At 59.3% G+C, this 18,609-nt stretch carries 19 protein-coding genes; 16 read left to right on the top strand and 3 right to left on the bottom strand.

The genetic code is table 11. The features are described from left to right. A partial coding sequence (locus tag NH395_RS16615) for a dihydroxy-acid dehydratase (RefSeq protein WP_253026434.1) occupies positions 1-1,131 on the top strand: 1,131 nt, incomplete at its 5' end. Between the two features lie 42 nt (positions 1,132-1,173). Here NH395_RS16615 and NH395_RS16610 read toward each other — a convergent pair. Then, positions 1,174-2,400 (bottom strand): ROK family transcriptional regulator, encoded by a 1,227-nt coding sequence (locus tag NH395_RS16610; RefSeq protein ID WP_253026431.1) that lies wholly within the window; start codon positions 2,398-2,400, stop codon positions 1,174-1,176. A gap of 200 nt (positions 2,401-2,600) precedes the next feature. Here NH395_RS16610 and NH395_RS16605 point away from each other — a divergent pair, with 200 nt between their 5' ends. From NH395_RS16605 to NH395_RS16535, 15 genes are all read left to right on the top strand, one after another. Continuing rightward, positions 2,601-4,112 carry a sugar ABC transporter ATP-binding protein gene (locus NH395_RS16605; RefSeq protein WP_253026429.1) on the top strand — a complete coding sequence of 504 codons (1,512 nt, stop codon included), beginning with the start codon at positions 2,601-2,603 and terminating at the stop codon, positions 4,110-4,112. After that, the gene (locus NH395_RS16600) at positions 4,105-5,103 is read left to right on the top strand and encodes an ABC transporter permease (RefSeq protein ID WP_253026427.1); all 999 of its coding nucleotides are present in this window, start codon (positions 4,105-4,107) and stop codon (positions 5,101-5,103) included. The genes NH395_RS16605 and NH395_RS16600 overlap by 8 nt, the downstream gene beginning before the upstream one ends. Positions 5,104-5,195: 92 nt before the next feature. After that, positions 5,196-6,149: an ABC transporter substrate-binding protein gene (locus NH395_RS16595; protein WP_253026425.1), complete on the top strand. Its 954-nt coding sequence runs from the start codon at positions 5,196-5,198 to the stop codon at positions 6,147-6,149. 85 nt (positions 6,150-6,234) lie between these two features. Then, positions 6,235-7,290: a sugar phosphate isomerase/epimerase gene (locus NH395_RS16590; RefSeq protein ID WP_253026423.1), complete on the top strand. Its 1,056-nt coding sequence runs from the start codon at positions 6,235-6,237 to the stop codon at positions 7,288-7,290. Positions 7,291-7,311: 21 nt separating this feature from the next. Next, positions 7,312-8,475, top strand: coding sequence for a Gfo/Idh/MocA family oxidoreductase (locus NH395_RS16585; RefSeq protein WP_253026421.1), 1,164 nt, complete (start codon positions 7,312-7,314; stop codon positions 8,473-8,475). 50 nt (positions 8,476-8,525) lie between these two features. Continuing rightward, positions 8,526-9,296, top strand: coding sequence for an SDR family oxidoreductase (locus tag NH395_RS16580; protein ID WP_253026419.1), 771 nt, complete (start codon positions 8,526-8,528; stop codon positions 9,294-9,296). A gap of 251 nt (positions 9,297-9,547) precedes the next feature. Then, positions 9,548-9,835 (top strand): hypothetical protein, encoded by a 288-nt coding sequence (locus tag NH395_RS16575; RefSeq protein ID WP_253026417.1) that lies wholly within the window; start codon positions 9,548-9,550, stop codon positions 9,833-9,835. Between the two features lie 212 nt (positions 9,836-10,047). Continuing rightward, positions 10,048-11,163, top strand: a complete 1,116-nt coding sequence (gene opgC, locus NH395_RS16570; protein WP_253026415.1) for an OpgC domain-containing protein — start codon at positions 10,048-10,050, stop codon at positions 11,161-11,163. A gap of 27 nt (positions 11,164-11,190) precedes the next feature. Further along, positions 11,191-12,288: a serine hydrolase gene (locus NH395_RS16565; RefSeq protein ID WP_253026413.1), complete on the top strand. Its 1,098-nt coding sequence runs from the start codon at positions 11,191-11,193 to the stop codon at positions 12,286-12,288. Between the two features lie 89 nt (positions 12,289-12,377). After that, positions 12,378-13,313, top strand: a complete 936-nt coding sequence (locus NH395_RS16560) for an ABC transporter ATP-binding protein (RefSeq protein WP_253026411.1) — start codon at positions 12,378-12,380, stop codon at positions 13,311-13,313. After that, positions 13,310-14,071 (top strand): ABC transporter permease, encoded by a 762-nt coding sequence (locus NH395_RS16555; protein ID WP_066316609.1) that lies wholly within the window; start codon positions 13,310-13,312, stop codon positions 14,069-14,071. Before NH395_RS16560 ends, NH395_RS16555 begins: the two co-directional genes overlap by 4 nt. 21 nt (positions 14,072-14,092) lie before the next feature. Further along, positions 14,093-15,097 (top strand): nucleoid-associated protein, encoded by a 1,005-nt coding sequence (locus NH395_RS16550; protein ID WP_253026409.1) that lies wholly within the window; start codon positions 14,093-14,095, stop codon positions 15,095-15,097. A gap of 36 nt (positions 15,098-15,133) precedes the next feature. After that, complete coding sequence (locus NH395_RS16545; RefSeq protein ID WP_253026407.1) at positions 15,134-15,598, top strand: TerB family tellurite resistance protein; 465 nt, start codon at positions 15,134-15,136, stop codon at positions 15,596-15,598. Beyond that, positions 15,591-16,184 carry an exopolysaccharide biosynthesis protein gene (locus NH395_RS16540; RefSeq protein WP_253026405.1) on the top strand — a complete coding sequence of 198 codons (594 nt, stop codon included), beginning with the start codon at positions 15,591-15,593 and terminating at the stop codon, positions 16,182-16,184. The genes NH395_RS16545 and NH395_RS16540 overlap by 8 nt, the downstream gene beginning before the upstream one ends. A 28-nt stretch (positions 16,185-16,212) precedes the next feature. Continuing rightward, positions 16,213-16,770 carry a YqhA family protein gene (locus tag NH395_RS16535; protein ID WP_253026403.1) on the top strand — a complete coding sequence of 186 codons (558 nt, stop codon included), beginning with the start codon at positions 16,213-16,215 and terminating at the stop codon, positions 16,768-16,770. A gap of 5 nt (positions 16,771-16,775) precedes the next feature. On the opposite strand, the gene NH395_RS16530 is transcribed toward NH395_RS16535, so the two are convergent. After that, on the bottom strand, positions 16,776-17,801 hold the full coding sequence (locus NH395_RS16530) for a serine hydrolase (RefSeq protein WP_253026401.1): 1,026 nt from the start codon (positions 17,799-17,801) through the stop codon (positions 16,776-16,778). Between the two features lie 282 nt (positions 17,802-18,083). Continuing rightward, positions 18,084-18,440, bottom strand: coding sequence for a hypothetical protein (locus NH395_RS16525; protein WP_332612815.1), 357 nt, complete (start codon positions 18,438-18,440; stop codon positions 18,084-18,086). Positions 18,441-18,609: the final 169 nt, after the last annotated feature.

Below are 18,609 nucleotides of genomic sequence, written 5' to 3'. Positions count from 1 at the left end.
ATGGCCTGCATGGCGGAATCGCTAGGCACCTCGTTGCCGCACAATGCGGCGATTCCCGCGGTGGACTCCCGCCGCTACGTGCTGGCCCACCTTTCGGGTAACCGGATTGTCGAGATGGTCAATGAAGGCCTCAAGCTCTCCAAAATCCTCACCAAGGAAGCCTTCGATAACGCCATCCGTACCAACGCGGCTATCGGCGGCTCCACCAACGCGGTGATTCACCTCAAGGCGATAGCCGGGCGCATCGGCGTGGATCTCACCCTGGACGATTGGAGCCGGGTCGGGCGCGGCACGCCCACGGTGGTGGATCTGCAGCCCTCGGGGCGTTTTCTGATGGAGGAGTTCTACTACGCCGGTGGCCTGCCCGCGGTGCTCAGGCGCCTCGGCGAGGCCGACCGATTGCCGTTCAAGGACGCGCTCACCGTTAACGGCAAGACCCTGTGGGAGAACGTCAAAGACGCGCCGCACTACAACGATGAGGTGATCCGCCCGCTGGACAACCCCCTTACCGCCGACGGCGGCATCTGCGTGGTGCGCGGCAATCTCGCCCCCAACGGCGCGGTGCTCAAGCCCTCGGCGGCGAAAGCAGAACTCATGCAGCACCGCGGCCGGGCGGTGGTATTCGAAGACTTCGACGACTACAAGGCGCGCATCAACGACCCGGACCTGGATGTGGAAGCCAACGACATTCTGGTCATGAAGCACTGCGGCCCCCGGGGCTACCACGGCATGGCCGAGGTGGGCAATATGGGCCTACCGCCCAAGATCCTCGCCCAGGGGATTACCGATATGGTGCGAATCTCTGACGCCCGCATGAGCGGCACCGCCTACGGCACCGTGGTCCTGCACGTCGCCCCGGAAGCCGCGGCGGGTGGCCCGCTGGCCGCGGTACGCAACGGCGACTGGATCGAACTCGACTGCGCAAGCGGGCGACTGCACCTGGATATCAGCGACGAAGAGCTGGCCTCCCGCCTGGCCGAAAGCGACCCCACCGCCGCCTCGACACTGATCGGCAGCCAGGGTGGCTACCGGCAGCTGTATATCGAGCGCGTGCTGCAAGCGGACGAAGGCTGTGACTTCGACTTCCTGGTCGGCTGCCGGGGGGCGGAGGTGCCGCGTCACTCGCACTGATTGGTTACCCGGTGCTAATGATCACGCCTCGCCCCAGGCTCGTTAAGCTTCTCTGGCGGTTTGGCTTTCTAACAGCGTCTCGCTGTCGGTAGCGTTCAGCGCTATGGCGATGCCGCCCATGCAGGTCATGTCGCGATCCCAGGCGCAACTTTCGATGCGTGTGGTGCCCCTTAGTTCGGCCACCAGGGCGTCATCAATGGCGCCATGCATGGCGGTTTGCATGGCGTCAAAGCCGCGCACGCCGGAACCGGTAATCAGTACCAGGTCGGGGTTGAACAGCGCCAGTACATTGGCGATACCGACCCCCAGCGCACGGCCTGCTTCTGCATAGATGCGCTTGGCGACCGGGTTACCTTTTAAGGCCAGTTGGGTTAGCGCCTGCATCTGCTGTTCGGAGGGGTGTGCGCTGTCGCCGGAGGGGAGTTCTAGATGCTCGGTGGCGGCGCGATAGAGCGCGTAGTCACTGGTGTAAGCTTCAATGCACCCGCGTCGCCCGCAGGCGCAAAGGGCGCCGTCCGGCTGATATTTGCTATGTCCAAACTCGGCCGCCGAGCCATTGGCACCCAGAAAGGGCACGCCGTTAATCAACACCGACATACCGATACCGTAGCCCAGCATAATCACCACCAGGTTGGGACAGTCGGCATAAGCGGGCTGAGCCGCCAACACGCTGGCGATACAGTTGGCATCATTCTCGAGCAGCACGCTGCAGTGAAAACGCTCCGCCAATCGCGCCGATATCGGGGCGTTGCGAAAGCTTAAAGCGGGTGACCAGATGATCGTACCGTTTTGCGACGACACCACCCCCTGCACTGCCAAACAGATCCCCGCCAGGCGTTGAAACCCCTTCAGCTGTTGATGGCAAACAGCGCTGATCGTGTCTTCCAGCAGTGTTTCCAGGTCGTCGGCGCTCAGCGTCAAGGTGGGCACCGTGTGGTGTTCACTGTGGCGTACCTGGCCCGAAAAATCACCCACCACCAATTGGATCTCATTGATCGACAGCTTGATACATACGACGCAGGCGGCATTGGGGGCGAGTTCTATCAGGGTCTTTGGCCGTCCACGGCCGTTGGGGCGGGGGGCTTCGGGCGGTCTTTCCGTAATCAAGCCTTGTTGGAGCAGCTCGGCACTGATCGAGGTCACGGTGGCGGAGCTAATCCCGTTCAGTGTGCCCAGGTCGACACGCGCGGCTGGCCCTCGGTCGCGCAAGGTTCGAATCACCGCCAGGGTATTATCGTGGCGGCTTGTATCAGTGGACGGTAGGGCCATAAATATCGCCATTGTTAAGCAGGACGGGAAGGTCGGTTCACGTTCTCATCCTGGCGTGTTCGCCTGATTGCCAAAATGCGACCTAAGTTGCATATGCAGTTATTTATTTTAGTACCTAAAGTAAATAGGGCAGCACGCTATAAAAATCAATATTGGCAAGACCTGCACGCATAACAACAACAGCAATAAACAGGTGGCTCATGCTCTTATCGGCGCGGCAAATCTGTCGCTCTTTCGGCGAAAATCAGGTGTTATTCGACGTTGACCTCGACCTGCAGGCGGGGGAAGTGCACGCCCTGCTGGGCGAGAACGGCGCCGGTAAGTCGACGCTGGTCAAAATCCTGGCCGGTTATCTTCGTCCTACCTCGGGCGAGGCGCTTCTCGACGGCGAACAACGATACTACCGCTCTAGCGGCGAGGCGGAAGCCGACGGGGTGGTCATGATCCACCAGGAGTTGGCGCTGGCAGAACAGCTTAGCGTGGAGGAGAACATCTTCCTGGGCCGCGAGCTGCGCCGCGGCATGTTTCTTGACCGGCGAGCCATGCGGGAACAGAGCCGGGAGGCGCTGGCGGAACTTGAAACCGACGTTGATCCAAACGCCCGCGTGAAAGACCTGAGTACCTCCGATCAACAGATGGTGGAAATCGCCAAGGCCATCACCCGCGATGTGCGCGTGCTGATCATGGATGAGCCCACCGCCACCCTGACCGAAAACGAAGTGTCGGTGCTATTCGCCCTCATCGGCCGTTTGCGCCAGCGGGGCGTGGCGGTTCTGTATATATCCCACAAGCTGCGTGAAATCGAACAGATTGCCGACCGTGTGACGGTACTGCGCGACGGTCATCTGGTGGATAGCGGCCCCATGGCCGGGCGCAGCAAAGAGGAGCTTGCTCGCTTGATGGTGGGGCGCGAGATCACCGAGATGTACCCCCCACGCACGCACCTCCCGCCTGATGCGCCGGTGGTGCTGGAAGCGCGAGACGTCGTGGTGCCCGGTGCCGTGAAACAGGCCAGCTTTACCCTACGCCGGGGTGAGGTATTAGGGTTTGGCGGCATCGTGGGCGCTGGCCGCACCGCGCTGATTGAAGCCGTGCTGGGTCTGCGCGGTAAAAGCGCCGGGCAGGTACTGCGCAACGGCCAACCCGTCGTGTTGAAAAATCTGCGTGATGCAGTGCATCAGCGGATTGCTTATCTCACCGAGGACCGCAAAGGCAAAGGCCTGGTGCTCAATATGGATCTGCGCTCCAACGTTACGCTGCTCAATCTACGTGCTCACTGCCACCCGTTGATTGACCGCCGCCGTGAAGAGCAAGCCTTCCAGCAAGCCATCCAGCGTTTCGATATTCGCCTGCGCACGGCGACGCGCACCGCCGCCGAGCTTTCTGGTGGCAATCAGCAGAAGCTGCTGCTCGCCAAGGTGATGTCCATCGACCCTGAAATCGTGATTATCAACGAACCGACCCGGGGCATCGATGTGGGCACCAAGCACCAGATCTATCACTTCATTCGCGAGCTCACCGAAGCGGGCTGCTCGGTCATCCTGATCTCCTCAGAGATGGGCGAGTTGATCGGGCTTTCCCACCGAGTGGCGGTGATGTGCGCGGGCGTGCTCACCGGGGTGCTTGAAGGTGAACAGATTAACGAACAAGAAATCATGCAGTACGCATCCGGCATCAAGGGGGTAGGGGGAGATGAGCAGCGTCATGCCTAATAAAACGACAGCATCGAAGGGGGTCTCTGTGGACCTGAAAACCTGGGGACCCTTTGTAGCGCTGGTGGCTTTGGCGCTGCTCGGCGTGCTGATCAACCCGGCGTTTCTGGGGCTGGATAACCTCTCGAACATGCTCACCCGCAGCGCCTTTATCGGCATTATCGCCATCGGCGCCACCTTCGTGATTACCGCGGGTGGGCTGGATCTTTCGGTCGGGTCGATGGCGGCCTTTATCGCCGGGGTAATGATCATTCTGATGAACAGCCTGGTCGAGCAGTTTGGCGCGGGGCTCACCACCGTGCTGTTCGGCGTGGGGGCTTCGCTGCTGCTGGGGCTGTGCGCTGGCTTCATCAACGGCATGGTGACCACCAAAGGCAAGATCGAGGCGTTCATTGTCACCCTCGGCACCATGGGGATTTACCGCTCACTGGTCACTTACCTCGCCGATGGCGGCACCCTGACCCTGGACTGGGCAGTGCGCGATATCTACCGCCCGGTGTATTACGGCAGCTTTCTGGGCATCACCATTCCGGTGTGGGTGTTTCTGGCGGTCGCGATTATTGGCTACATCCTGCTCAACTACACGCGCTTCGGGCGCTACTGCTTTGCCATCGGCTCCAACGAAAAAGTCGCCGAGTACAGTGCCATTCACGTCGACCGCATCAAGACCATGACCTACATGCTGCAGGGCGTGTGCGTGGCCCTGGCGACGATTATCTACGTGCCCCGGCTGGGGTCTGCCTCAGGGGCTACCGGGGTGCTCTGGGAACTGGAGGCGATTGCCGCGGTAATCATCGGCGGCACCATGCTCAAGGGTGGTCATGGACGTATCTGGGGCACGGTGGTGGGCGCCATCATGCTCACCATGATCGGCAATATTCTCAATCTGACCGACGCCATTTCCAACTATCTCAACGGTACGGTGCAAGGGATCATCATCATTGTGGCGGTCTATCTGCAGCGTGCGTCGTGGAGGAAAACAGGGGCCTAAGGTCCCTTAACTAATCAGCCGCCGTCAGTAGCAACTCACAACCACACAAGTACAAGCAGCAAAACAATTACAAACACGAAAGGAGTATCACCATGCCAATGATCAAGACAGCAGTGGCAACCGTTGTCACCGCAGCCGCACTGGGCCTTTCCGGCGCTGCCATGGCCCAGGAACATACCATTGGGGTCTCGATTCCGGCCGCTACCCATGGCTGGACGGGCGGGGTCAACTACCACGCCGAGGAGGCGAAGAATCGCCTTGAGGCGCTCTACCCGGATATAGAAATCACCATCTCCACGGCAAGCACACCCGGCGAGCAAGCCAATGATCTGGAGGACCTGGTATCGCTGCGCAATATCGATGCCTTGGTGGTGTTGCCGTTTGAATCCGGCCCGCTGACCGACCCGGTGCGCCGCGTCAAAGAGTCCGGCGTGTTCGTTACCGTGGTGGACCGGGGGCTTAACCAAGAAGGCATCGAGGATCTCTACGTAGCAGGCAATAACCACGAGTTAGGCCGCGTGTCAGGCGAGTACATCCGTGAACGCCTGGATGGTGAAGGCGATATTGTGGTGCTGCGCGGCATCCCGACCGTGATCGACGACGAGCGTGTGGAAGGCTTCCAGGAGGCCATCGAAGGTTCCGACGTCAACATTCTCGATATGCAGCACGCTAACTGGAATCGTGACGATGGTTTTGAGGTCATGCAGGACTACCTGTCGCGCTTCGAAAACATCGACGCCGTCTGGGCCCAGGATGACGATATCGCCCTCGGCGTCATCGAGGCGGTGCGTCAGGCGGATCGTGAGGACGAGCTGTTTATCGTCGGCGGCGCGGGCATGAAGGACATCATCAAACGGGTAATGGAAGGCGATGAGCTGGTGCCGGTAGACGTACTCTACCCACCCGCCATGATCGCCACGGCGATGGACCTCACCGTGCAGCACTTTGTCTCCAACGGCCCGGTGGTGGGCGAGTACATCCTTGGCTCCCCGTTGATCACTGAAGAAAACGCCGAGCAGTACTACTTTCCTGACTCGCCGTTCTGATCACGCTTATGCGCAAAGGCGCGGGTAATGAAGCAGCTCACCCGCGCTCATGTTCACCTCGTTGATACGTTATTGAGAGAGTCCTATGAAAACCATACAAGGACCGGCGCTCTTTCTCGCCCAATTCGCCGGTGACGACGCCCCGTTTAACAGCCTCGACAGCATTGCCGCCTGGGCGGCGGGATTAGGCTATAAGGGCGTGCAGATTCCCAGTTGGGATGCACGCATGATCGATTTGAAACGCGCCGCCGAGAGCCGCACCTATTGCGACGAGATCAAGGGCACCCTGGCTGAACACGGCCTGGTGCTGACCGAGCTCTCTACCCACTTGCAGGGCCAACTGGTGGCCGTGCACCCGGTTTACGATGAGATGTTCGATGGCTTTGCGGTGCCCGAGGTACGCGGTAACCCCAAGGCACGGCAGGAATGGGCGGTGGATCAGCTCAAGCTGGCTGCCAAGGCCTCGCAAAACCTGGGACTTACCGACCACGGCACCTTCTCTGGATCCCTGGCATGGCCGTTTATATACCCCTGGCCTCAGCGACCGGCGGGGCTCGTCGAAACCGCGTTTGACGAATTGGCCACACGCTGGCGTCCCATTCTGGACGCCTTTGACGAAGCCGGGGTCAATCTCTGCTACGAAGTTCACCCTGGCGAGGATCTCCACGACGGTATCACCTTCGAGATGTTTCTTGAGCGGGTCGGCCACCACCCCCGCTGCCATATCCTCTACGACCCCAGCCACCTGATTCTGCAGCAGCTCGACTACCGCGGCTTTCTGGATGTGTATCGCGATCATATTCAGATGTTTCACGTTAAGGACGCCGAGTTTAACCCCAGCCCCAAGCAGGGCGTTTATTCGGGCTATCAGTCGTGGACCGAACGCGCGGGTCGCTTCCGCTCCCTGGGTGACGGCCAAATCGACTTCAAGTCGATCTTCTCGTGGATGGCGGCCAACGACTACCACGGCTGGGCGGTGCTGGAGTGGGAGTGCTGCCTGAAGCACCCGGAAGTCGGCGCCCGTGAAGGCGCGACCTTTATCCGCGACCACATCATCGAGGTCACCGAGCGGGCGTTTGATGACTTCGCCGACGGTGGCTCCGACGAGGCCGCCAATCGCCGCATTTTGGGTCTCAATTAACTAAAGGGGAGGCAATACGACATGAGTGATCAACACGACACGCCACGTCGGCTGCGCCTGGGCATGGTCGGCGGTGGCCAGGGGGCCTTTATCGGCGGGGTGCACCGCATTGCCGCAAGGCTGGATGACCATTACGAGCTGGTGGCCGGGGCCTTTGCTTCTGACCCCGAGCGCAGTCGGGCCGCCGCGGCGGAATTACACGTCGCCGAAGATCGCGCCTACCCCGACTACCAAACCATGGCTGAGGCGGAGCGTAAGCGGTCGGATGCCATCGACGTGGTCGCCATCGTGACCCCCAATCACATGCACTTCGACGTGGCGCGCACCTTTCTTGAAGCGGGCTTTCACGTGATCTGCGATAAGCCGATGACGATCACTCTTGAGGAGGCGCAAACCCTTGCCGAGCTGGTGGAACGCTCCGGGCTGTTTTTCGGCTTGACCCACAACTACTCCGGCTATTCGTTGGTTCGTCAGGCGCGAGAAATGGTGGCTAACGGCGAGCTGGGTGATCTTCGCGTCGTCCAGGTGGAGTACCCGCAGGACTGGCTCTCCACCCGACTGGAAGAGAGTGGTGTGAAGCAGGCCGAGTGGCGCACCGACCCCAAGCGCAGCGGCCCGGCGGGCTGCTTGGGCGATATCGGCACCCACGCCTACCACCTGGCGCGCTATGTGACCGGGCTGGAGCTCCAGTCACTCGCCGCCGATATGCACACCTTTGTGGATGGCCGCGCGCTGGATGACAACGTGCATATGCTGCTGCGTTTCAAGGGCGGTGCCCGGGGCATGCTGTGGTCGAGCCAGGTCGCGGCGGGCAATGAAAATGGCCTGCAGCTGCGCGTTTACGGCAGCCAGGGCGGCCTTGAGTGGCGTCAGGAAAATCCCAATCAGCTCGTGCATTCGCCGTTGGGCGAGCCTCCGCGGATATTGACCCGCAACGGCCCAGGCTTGTGTGAAGCTGCCCAGGCGGCGGCACGCATCCCACCGGGGCATCCGGAAGGCTATCTCGAAGCCTTTGCCCAGCTCTATCGCGATTTCGCCGTGCAAATTCGTGCCCACCAGAAGGGTGGAAACGCCAATGCGCTGGCCGCGCCCACGCCGGGGGTGGCCGACGGCGTTGACGGCCTGAGGTTTATCACCCGCGCGCTGGCCTCGTCCGCTGCTGGCGGACAGTGGGTGGATGTTTAGTCGAGGCAGATGGGGTTCTTGAATAACAATAAAGCGGCGTAGGAATCGATATGAACCAACAATCAGCGCGTTACGCGAGCTTGGAACAGCGGGTGGTATTAATTACCGGGGGCGGCAGCGGCATCGGGGCTTCACTGACTCGCGCGTTTCATTATCAGGGCGCGCGGGTGGTGTTTGTCGATATCAGTGACACCCCCAGCGAGGCGCTGGTTAATGAACTCCGCGCTGAGACTGGCGCCGCGCCGCACTACCACCACTGCGACATCCGCGATGTGGCAAGCCTCAAGCAGGTGATTAACGAGATCGGCCAAAACGTCGGACCGATCCATACTCTTGTGAACAATGCCGCCAACGACGATCGCCATTCCTGGCGGGAAGTCGATGTTGCCTACTGGGACGAGCGTATGTCGCTCAACTTGCGGCCGATGTTTTTTGCCGCCCAGGCGGCTGCGGAGCAGATGATGCAAATCGGTGGCGGCTCGATCATTAACTTCGGCTCGGTCAGCGTTCAGATGGCGCTGGGCGGTCTGCCTCTTTACGTTACTGCAAAAGCAGCGATTCATGGCTTGACACGCAGTCTGGCTCGGGACCTGGGGGAGTACAATATCCGCGTCAACACGCTGGTGCCTGGCGCGGTCATGACCGAACGGCAGCTCGAGAAATGGATTGGCCCCGATGACGAAGCCGCCATTCAAGCTCGCCAGTGCCTCAAGCTGCGACTTGAACCCCAGCATATAGCGCCCACCGCACTTTTTTTAGCCAGTACCGAAAGCCAGGCTATCACTGGTCAGGAGTTGTCGGTGGATGCCGGTTGGGCTTAGGTAAGTAGGCAGTATAGGTAATACAGAGCCTCTCGGGCGCATGTGCCGCAGTTAAACAGCCATCAAGCGGTTGCAGACGTAAAATAAACCGCCATTGGCATGATGTTATATCTTATAAAATATTGACCTTAAATAATATTTTCGTTTTTAAATAATGCTGGCATGTTGGCTGCAAATATTCAGGTAAGAACGGACGGGCAGGAAGGCCTGACGTTCTTAACAGAAAATGAAGCCAAACAGGAGGCAGTATCATGATGAAAACGGAATCTCTCAAGAAGCTAGGCATCCTCGGTGTATCTTTCGGTCTGATGGCCAGCCCGCTAGCCTTTGCTGACATGTATGAAGAAGACGAGCAAGACCCTGCACCGCAAGAAGAAACGAGGCAGGATGAAGGTCAAGGCTCAATGAATTCCTTCGATTCCGAAGAGGAAGGTCAAGGCACCACCACCTATGAGGAAGAGGAAGAAGAGCAGGAAGATTGGGAAACGACGGAAGAGGAGGACGCTGGTTCCGATTCTGAAGATGATTCCGACTGGTAATTCCTTTATGCCAGTTGCTTAACGCCTCAAATTCAATGCTGAGTTTCAAGTGCCCCGCCTCTGGTGGGGCATTTCGCGTGTGCGATGAGTCATCGCGTCGGGCACGCTGCATCCGAGAGCGTTGAACCTGCAAGCAAGCACTGGGTTCATAATCGCCCCCAAATGCGGTATTAACTTATTGACTGAACAGGATCAGCACAGGAAATAAGGACATGCCGATGGCGATTGCCTGGAACGAAACGCCCTATCTGCCCAAAGCGGAAGGCCGCATTGAGGCGATTGATTTAGCCCGCGGTATCGCGATCGGGTTGATGATTGTCAGCCATTCCGTCAGCGGGTTGGTAGGCATTCGCAACGTGCCCGACTGGGGCATGGTGCCGATTCACTTCCTTACCAAGTTTTCCTCATCGCTGTTCATCCTGGTGTTTGGCGTTGCCCTGGCCGTGGCGTTTCTCTCCCATGTTAATCGGGAAGACTGGCCCAAACGCCGCCTGAAACTCTGGCTGCGTGCGGTGGAGGTCTGGTTCTGGTACAAGGCGCTGTTGATCATTGAAATGCTGCCGTTCAACACGCCGAGCGAGATCGTCGATGCGTTGCTCTACGGTCGCTTTGGTATCTGGGTGGAAATTCTCGGCTTCTATGCCATCGCCCTGCTTTGGGTGCCGTTGATCCTGCCGCTGTGGGCGCGTGCACCGCTGTGGGGTCGGCAGGCTGTCATCGCGCTGCTCGCCGCCCTGGCCGCCTGGCTGCAAGGGGTTTCATTCGGTGGCAATGACATCCTCAAGGCACTGCTGGTGGACCATGAAGACCATTACGCCTGGGGCCAGCTCAGCCGCGCGCCGCTGATTCTACTAGGGCTGCTATTGGGCGAAGCGCTGCTGCGCTGTTCGGGCGATCCATTGATGAAACGTCGCCTCACGCTCGCCTTGCTGGGTATGGGCGCGGTCATGATCGCCGGATTTTATGGCCTGGCGCTGGCTGGTGGTGACGTTTACGCTGCCATGTTGGCGGTCGCCAATAACGAGGGTAAGCATCCCCCTGGCTTGGCCTTTATGCTGTTTAGCCTGGGCGGCGCGCTGGTGATATTCGCCCTGGCCCTGGCGGGTGGCGCCCGGGCGGCCCGGGCGCTGATACCGTTTACCCTGGTCGGCTCAGATGCGCTAAAGGCATTTATTTTCCATATCGTGATGATTTTCCTGGTGCTGCGCTTCCTGTTGGAAGGCGAGGGCGACTACAGCTATCCACAGGCGCTTGGTGTTGGCGGGCTGTTGATTCTTGGCACGGCGGCGTGGATTTGGTTGACCCGCTGGATGGCCTGGCATCGTTAAGTGCGAAGAAAGTCTGGAGTTAATGGTTTGCAACACTGGATACAGCAAGGACTTGTGGCGGTAGCACTGCTGTTTGCACTGCCCGTACAAACGGAAGCGTACGACACGCATTGGTACCATGAGGTGGACAAACGCAGCGCTTGGCAAAGCGACCTCGATGCGCGAATGAGCGCGATAGAGGAACGCTTCGCCGGTGGTATTGGCCTCTATGTGCAAGACCTTTCCAGCGGTGAGGCCTACAGCTGGCAGGCTGATCAGCCCTGGTACCTCGCGTCGCTGATCAAGGTGCCGGTCGCGGCGGAAGTCTTGGGTGAGCGTATATCGACCAGCGAGCGGTTGACGCTTGAACAAAGTGATTTTGTCGATGGCGCAGGGCCCACCAACTGGCACGAGACTGGCACGCCCATCTCGGTGGGCTATTTGCTGGAGCAGATGATTACCGTGAGCGATAACACCGCCACGGATATGCTGATAGACCGCGTTGGTCTGGATAATGTCAACCAGCGTGCCCAGGCCATGGTGGCGGCCAACGGTGGCGATCCCTCAGCGCTTGGGCCGATCTCCAAGCTGGTGGAGGTGCGCCAGGGCGTCTACGGTGAACTCCATCCCTGGGCGCGTAAGCTTGGCGGCATGGATTTTATAAACCTCCGTCAGTCACCGGTGAGTCAGCGCCCTCGCGCCCTGGCGCAGCGACTTGGCGTAGAGCCTCAGGCCCTCAATCAGCCTGACTACCATCACGCCTTTGACGCCTACCATGCCAGCGGCGAAAACGTCGGCACCTTGCGCGCCGTTGGCGACATACTGGCAACACTTTACCTTGGCGCCATGCCCGACCTCCAGGGTACGCCCCGCGATGAGTTGCTTGCCCTGATGGCCAATACCAGCTCCGGGGAAGAACGGTTAAAACAAGGGTTGGGTGGGGCGGTGAGCTTTGCCCACAAGACGGGCACCCAGGACCGGCGCAGCTGCGATGCCGGGGTGGTAGAGCGTGACGACATGCCCAATGCCGCCTGGGCCGTGGTTGCCTGCACCCAGGGGCCAGACGCGGTCAGTGAACACGAGCGTGCACTGGCAGGCGTCGGATTAGCCCTGCGACACAGCGGCGCATTGGGAACACCCTGGTAGCCAGCCGTTCGTTTACTGCCCGTGCTAAACTAGCGCCCGCGCCATTCGCCATCAGCGGCTCACATCGGCCGCTTTGTCAGGAGCTTGCCTTGAACGATGCCATTATCGAAATCCGAGGTCTGAATAAAACCTACCGGGGCGGTTTTCAAGCGCTCAGCCGAGTCGATTTACAGATTCAGCGCGGCGAAATCTTTGCCCTGCTGGGGCCCAATGGGGCGGGCAAAACCACGCTGATCAGTGTGGTGTGCGGTCTGGTCAACCCCAGCGAAGGCCAGGTACTGGTGGACGGCTTCGACAACGTTGCCGACTACCGCCAGGCCCGGGAGCGCATTGGCCTGGTCCCCCAGGAGCTTACCAACGAGGCGTTTGAAACCGTCTGGAACACGGTCAGCTTCAGCCGTGGTCTGTTCGGCAAGGCGCCGAACCCGGCGCATATCGAGAGCGTGCTCAAATCGCTGGCGTTGTGGGACAAGCGCAACAACCGACTGATCACGCTGTCCGGCGGCATGAAACGCCGCGTGCTGATCGCCAAGGCGCTGTCCCATGAGCCGCGCATCCTGTTCCTCGACGAGCCGACAGCCGGTGTCGACGTCGAGTTGCGCCGCGAAATGTGGCAGGTGGTGCGCGAGCTGCGCGATAACGGCGTGACCATTATTCTCACCACCCATTACATTGAAGAAGCCGAGGAAATGGCCGACCGCATCGGCGTGATCAACAATGGCGAAATCGTGCTGGTCGAGGACAAGCACGCCCTGATGAGCAAGCTGGGCAGCAAGCAGCTGACGCTTTACCTCAACGAGCCGCTGGAAACCCTGCCATCCGCCCTTGATCGCCCCGAACTCAGCCTGTCGGCCGAAGGCCATGAGCTGGTCTATACCTACGACGGCCATCAGGAAGAGGATGGTCACGGTATTCCCGCGCTGCTCACCGATCTTGAGCGCGAAGGCATCACCTTCAAGGACCTGCACACCCGGCAAAGCTCGCTGGAAGATATTTTCGTTGATCTGGTTAAGGAGCGCGCATGAATCTCTATCCTGTTCGCGCCATCTACATGGCCGAAATGGCGCGTACCCGGCGCACCCTGTTGCAAAGTATTGTCTCGCCGGTGATTTCGACATCGCTCTATTTTGTCGTCTTTGGTGCGGCGATTGGCTCGCGCATCAGCGAGATTGATGGCATCAGCTACGGCGCCTTTATCGTGCCGGGCCTGATCATGCTGATGCTGCTGACGCAAAGCGTTTCGAATGCCTCGTTCGGGATCTTCTTTCCCAAGTTTTCCGGCAGCATTTACGAGCTGCTCTCGGCACCCATCTCGTACCTGGAGATTGTCATGGGCTACGTGGGGGCGGCGGCGTCCAAATCGATTCTGCTGGGGCTGATCATTCTTGCCACCTCCGGGTTTTTTGTACCCCTGGAAGTCGCGCATCCCTTCTGGATGCTGACCTTTCTGGTGCTGACCGCGGTTACCTTCAGCCTGCTGGGCTTTATCATCGGCATCTGGGCCGAAGGCTTTGACCGGCTGCAGCTGGTGCCGCTGCTGGTGATTACCCCGCTGACCTTCCTGGGTGGCAGTTTCTATTCCATCGACATGTTGCCGCCGTTCTGGCAGGGCGTCACGCTGCTCAACCCGGTGGTGTATCTGGTCAGTGGCTTTCGATGGAGCTTTTACGGCATCAGCGACGTCAGCCTGGCGGCCAGCGTGATCATGATCTGCCTGTTCCTGGCGGTCTGTTTAGCCACCATCGGCTGGATTTTCCGCACCGGCTACCGTCTTAAACCCTAGTAAGGGAGCATTACACGTCTTATGCCACTTCTGCACAGTATCGTTCACCGCCTGGACCCGACGCTTGACGGCGAGCGCCTGACGCTGACCGCCGCCCCGGTTGAGGCCGACAGCGCCGAGCCGGTCATGGAAAGCCTGGTCAGCGCGCTCAACGACACCTACAACACCAAGCCCAAAGGCTGGGGGCGGTTTGCCGAAGAGGGCGAGCACGCCGGGCCGTTATCGGTGTGGCTGAAAGACTACCTTGCCGGTGAGCAGCCCTTTACCGAGCTTGCCACTGCGCTTGCTGAGCGGCTCGTCAGTACGCTTCAAGAGCAGCTGTCAGTAAGTGGTTACTTGGTGATCAGCCACCAGCGCCAGGGCGACACCGAAACGCTTTTCATGGGGCTTGCCCACCAGCGCGAGGGCATTGGCATTGATGATGCGCACCAGGCGGTGCCCGCCGCCCAGTTGAACACCCGTCAGCTGACGCTGGCCGCCAGGATCAACCTGAGCCAATGGCAGAGCGATTCGCCGGATGCCCAGTACGTCTCCTTCCTGAAGGACCGCGGCGGCAAGAAGCTGGGCGAGGGGATGATGGTGTTGCTGGGCATGGAAGAAGGCCTCGACGCGCCTGCAGAGACCCGTACACTGCTCAAAGCCTTCAGCGACTACGTCGAGAAGGAGGATTTCGACGATGAGGCCAGCCGGGAAAAAACCGACAGCCTGGTGGATTACGCCAACGACCAGATGAGCCGTGGGGAACCCATGACGCTCGACGAACTCTCAGCGCTGGTCGATGAAAAACAGCCCAAGGCCTTCTACGAGCATATTCGCAATGCCGATTACGGCCTGTCGCCGGAAATTCCCCCGGATAAGCGCACAATCAATCAATTCCGGCGCTTTACCGGGCGTGCGGGCGGCGTCTCGATCAGTTTTGACTCGCACCTGCTCGGCTCAAGCATTGAATACGATGCCACCCAGGACCGGCTGATCATCAAGCAGGTGCCCAAACAGTTAAAAGAGCAACTGACCAAGCAGTCGTAAGGCGCTCGCAGCGTCTTGCGAGCGGAGGAGAACCCCATGCTGGACACTATCCAAGAGTTTTTTCAGCGCACGCTTGCGCAACCCGAGCAGCGCGATAACCAGACCATCACGCTCGAACTAGCTTCGGCCGCGTTGCTGTTTGAAATCGCCCGGGCCGACTACGATACAAGCGACGCCGAGCTAACAGCGCTGCGGGAAATGCTGCTTCAGCGCTACCAGCTCAGTGAAGCCGATGTTGACGAGCTGATGGCTATGGCGCGGGACGAAGTGGAAGACGCGGTCGACCACTACCAGTTTGTCAGCCTGATCAAGGATCACTACGGCTACGACCAGCGCTGCGAACTGGTGGCGTTGATGTGGCAACTGGCCTGGGCCGACGGTAGCGTCGATGCTCTTGAAGAACACCGTATTCGGCGCCTGGCGGATCTGCTTCACGTCAGCCACAGCGATTTTATTCGCACCAAACTATTAACCGAAGAGCGTACAAACCAGAATGGGTGATCGTCGCGAAGGCTCGACTTTAATGGATCTAATTGCGTCGTTGGAGCGCATGGAGCAGGACGCTCAGCGAGTCAGCGTTGACGATGTGGTGCATGCCGTGGGGCGTCGCTCCTTTGGTCCCCTGTTATTGGTGACGGGGCTGATCACGCTGGCACCGATCATTGGCGATATTCCCGGCATGCCCACGTTGATGGCGCTGCTGGTGCTGCTGGTATCGGTGCAGTTGCTGGCCGGGCGAGAGACCTTCTGGCTACCCAACTGGATGCTCAAGCGCTCGATTTCACGCCATAAGTTCGATAAAGGCATTTATTATCTAAAAAAGCCCGCCCGCTGGATTGATGGGTTGCTGCGGATTCGCCTGCCGTGGTTAACCGGCTATATTGGCATCCGCGTGACGGCCTTTGTGTGCCTGTTGATTGCTCTGGCTATGCCCCCCATGGAGTTTATTCCCTTTTCTGCCAACGGCGCCGGGCTGGCGCTGTCGCTGCTGGGCCTCGGGTTAGTCGCGCGGGATGGCGCTGCATTGGTGCTGGGGTTTGCGCTGTTTGGCATCACCTGCACACTCATTCTCGTTGGCCTGCTTTAATTTTTGCGCTAACAACAAGGAACCGACCATGATCGATACCCCGCCGACGCCACCCAAACCGCCCGAACAGCAAGGTCGCTGGGAGCGGCGAGTCGAAACCGCACTATGGAACTCCCGGTTTCTGGTCATGCTGGCCGTGGTGCCGAGTCTGATCGGCGCGGTCATGCTGTTCGCGGTGGGCACGGTCGATATCTTCAAGGTCGTGATGCGCACGCTGCACTACTATTTCGTGGACAGCAGCGTCGATATCCATGAAAGCCTGGTGCCCGATATCATTATCGCCGTGGATATCTATTTGATCGCCATCGTGTTGATGATATTCGGGTTAGGCATCTATCGGCTGTTTGTATCGCGTATTGACCAGGCGGAAGCGCGCTATCCTCATCATCCGTTCAACGTCGCATCGCTCGATCAGCTAAAGGATAAAATCGCCCGCGTGGTGATTCTCGCGGTGATTATTGAGTTTTTCCGCGCTGTGGTGGATATCCGCTTCGCCACCCCGCTGGAGGCGATCTACCTGGCGCTTTCAGTACTCGCCCTGGCCGCTGCGCTCTACCTGATGAGCCTGGGACACAAAAAGGAATAGTCGACTTACCCGTGCGTTAATAGATCTGCCACCATGGCATTCAGGCGTTCCTGAAACTGCCCGCCGGGCGAGGGCGGCGTTGGGTCAGCTGTCATGACGATGGTTAACGCCCGCTCGGGGACCACAAACAGCGCCTGACCGCCGAAGCCGCGGCCGTAATAGACGTCTTCGCCGCCCAACTGGGTGATAAACCAGCCATAGCCGTAACCGTCGCCCGTCCAGCGCGAGGTGCCCCGCGGCGTCCAAGAGCGCTCGACCCAGCCTTCCGGCAGTACACGCTGTTCGTTGCCGTTGCCATCAACGACGACACCGTCGTTGCGATACAGCTCGCCGATTGCCACCAGCGCACGCGGCGAGAGCTGCATATCGTTACCGCCGAAGTAGATCCCCTGAGGGTCCTGCAGCCAGGGGGGAATGGCAATATTCAGTGGCTCCGCCAACAGCCGCTGGGCCAATGTATAGGTGGACTCACCGCTGGTGTAGGTCAGTGCGGCAGACAACAGATGACTGGAACCCGTGGAATACAGCATGCGCCCGCCGGGGCGGTCGACAAATGGCCGTGTCAGCGCATCGGCTACCCAGTTGGGGCTGGCCACCCAGGCGCCGTAATTCTGGCCGGATGTGCGCTCAAGCCCTGCCTGTAAAGACAGCAAATGACTCACAGTGATATCGGCAACCTCGGGGTCCGCCCCTTCAGGCACATGGTTGCCGAGCAGCGACACCAGCGTCTGATCGGTGGATTCGATAATCCCCTCTTCGATAGCAGCTCCCACCAGCGCCGCCAGTACAGTTTTCGAGAGCGACTTGATGTTCGCGGGCGCGTCAACCCCAGGGCCACCCTGATGGTGCTCGTGAATGATCCGACCCTGGTGGGCCACCACGATGCTGTGCAAGCGTGAATAACCGCGGGCGTCGTCGCTCAGGTTGCTGAGCGCATCAGCCTTGGGCGGTGAGGGAGACGTCGGTTGGGCATTAAGGGCGGAGGGGATAAACGTGGCAGCGAAAAAAACGGCGGACATCAACAAGCGCATGGTGAAACCTCGGCAAACAGGTCCCTGTTTGAACCCGACGCTATGCAAGGGTTCCAGCCCGTCCAGATAAATGAGGGGGTAGCCAACCTCTTGAATACGCAAAACCCGGGAAGGCCTGCTAGTCTGAACAGGCCAGCAATAGATTGCTTTTTAACCACGCAATTCGCAAGGAGTGCATTTATGAGAAATATTATCTACATCATCGGACTGGTAGTGGTCGTGCTGTTTATCCTGTCTTTTCTCGGTATCCGCTAATCAATTGCTTTTAGTTTCAGGGCTCGTTCAGGCGCAGTCCGCTGCGCCTTCCCCGAACATATCAAACATCAATTCGCGCCCCATGGGAGTCAATACAAACCGCCCCTGATCGTTGCGGGTCGCTGCTTGGCTGGTTTCCAACACCTGCTGACAGGTGGTCCAGTCCGGCGCGTTCTGGCTAAGCAACTGCAGTTCCTTGCTGCTCAGGCCGCGCTTGGTCAGGGTGATGGTTTCAAGCACATGACCGTTGTCGTAAAGCATCTCGGCCACGACGGCCAAACACTGGCGTAAACTGCGCTGAACGTGATTGGCAGTGGACATGTCGCTGGGCATTTCCTTCTCCTGATGCGTTAGCCGGGCAGCACTGAGCGTCTGAAAACGCATGTTCAACGCTCTGTTCTCAATGTCGAGCTGCTGCAGTGCATTATAAACGAAAGTCGATATTAGACCAACGTCTATCCCATGTTTTTCCTGCCACGCCCCGTCATCAAAGCCTGAGCGACGTGATAAGCTCGTTATAAATTTCGCCACCCGTATTGATGAGTGAGTTAAC

The sequence above is a fragment of the Halomonas sp. Mc5H-6 genome, from assembly GCF_024124705.1.
GTDB classification, from domain to species: Bacteria; Pseudomonadota; Gammaproteobacteria; order Pseudomonadales; family Halomonadaceae; genus Vreelandella; species Vreelandella subterranea.
Note: the sequence above shows the minus strand (reverse complement) of the source record. Positions and strands in the feature narration are given on the sequence as shown.

Coding starts and splice junctions, on each gene's coding strand:
- NH395_RS16530 (WP_253026401.1), bottom strand. CDS start 17,801: ATGCGCTTGTTGATGTCCGCCGTTTTTTTCGCTGCCACGTTTATCCCC.
- NH395_RS16600 (WP_253026427.1), top strand. CDS start 4,105: ATGCCTAATAAAACGACAGCATCGAAGGGGGTCTCTGTGGACCTGAAA.
- NH395_RS16580 (WP_253026419.1), top strand. CDS start 8,526: ATGAACCAACAATCAGCGCGTTACGCGAGCTTGGAACAGCGGGTGGTA.
- NH395_RS16555 (WP_066316609.1), top strand. CDS start 13,310: ATGAATCTCTATCCTGTTCGCGCCATCTACATGGCCGAAATGGCGCGT.
- NH395_RS16610 (WP_253026431.1), bottom strand. CDS start 2,400: ATGGCCCTACCGTCCACTGATACAAGCCGCCACGATAATACCCTGGCG.
- NH395_RS16535 (WP_253026403.1), top strand. CDS start 16,213: ATGATCGATACCCCGCCGACGCCACCCAAACCGCCCGAACAGCAAGGT.
- NH395_RS16575 (WP_253026417.1), top strand. CDS start 9,548: ATGATGAAAACGGAATCTCTCAAGAAGCTAGGCATCCTCGGTGTATCT.
- NH395_RS16595 (WP_253026425.1), top strand. CDS start 5,196: ATGCCAATGATCAAGACAGCAGTGGCAACCGTTGTCACCGCAGCCGCA.
- NH395_RS16590 (WP_253026423.1), top strand. CDS start 6,235: ATGAAAACCATACAAGGACCGGCGCTCTTTCTCGCCCAATTCGCCGGT.
- NH395_RS16525 (WP_332612815.1), bottom strand. CDS start 18,440: ATGCGTTTTCAGACGCTCAGTGCTGCCCGGCTAACGCATCAGGAGAAG.
- NH395_RS16545 (WP_253026407.1), top strand. CDS start 15,134: ATGCTGGACACTATCCAAGAGTTTTTTCAGCGCACGCTTGCGCAACCC.
- NH395_RS16585 (WP_253026421.1), top strand. CDS start 7,312: ATGAGTGATCAACACGACACGCCACGTCGGCTGCGCCTGGGCATGGTC.
- NH395_RS16605 (WP_253026429.1), top strand. CDS start 2,601: ATGCTCTTATCGGCGCGGCAAATCTGTCGCTCTTTCGGCGAAAATCAG.
- NH395_RS16540 (WP_253026405.1), top strand. CDS start 15,591: ATGGGTGATCGTCGCGAAGGCTCGACTTTAATGGATCTAATTGCGTCG.
- NH395_RS16550 (WP_253026409.1), top strand. CDS start 14,093: ATGCCACTTCTGCACAGTATCGTTCACCGCCTGGACCCGACGCTTGAC.
- opgC (WP_253026415.1), top strand. CDS start 10,048: ATGCCGATGGCGATTGCCTGGAACGAAACGCCCTATCTGCCCAAAGCG.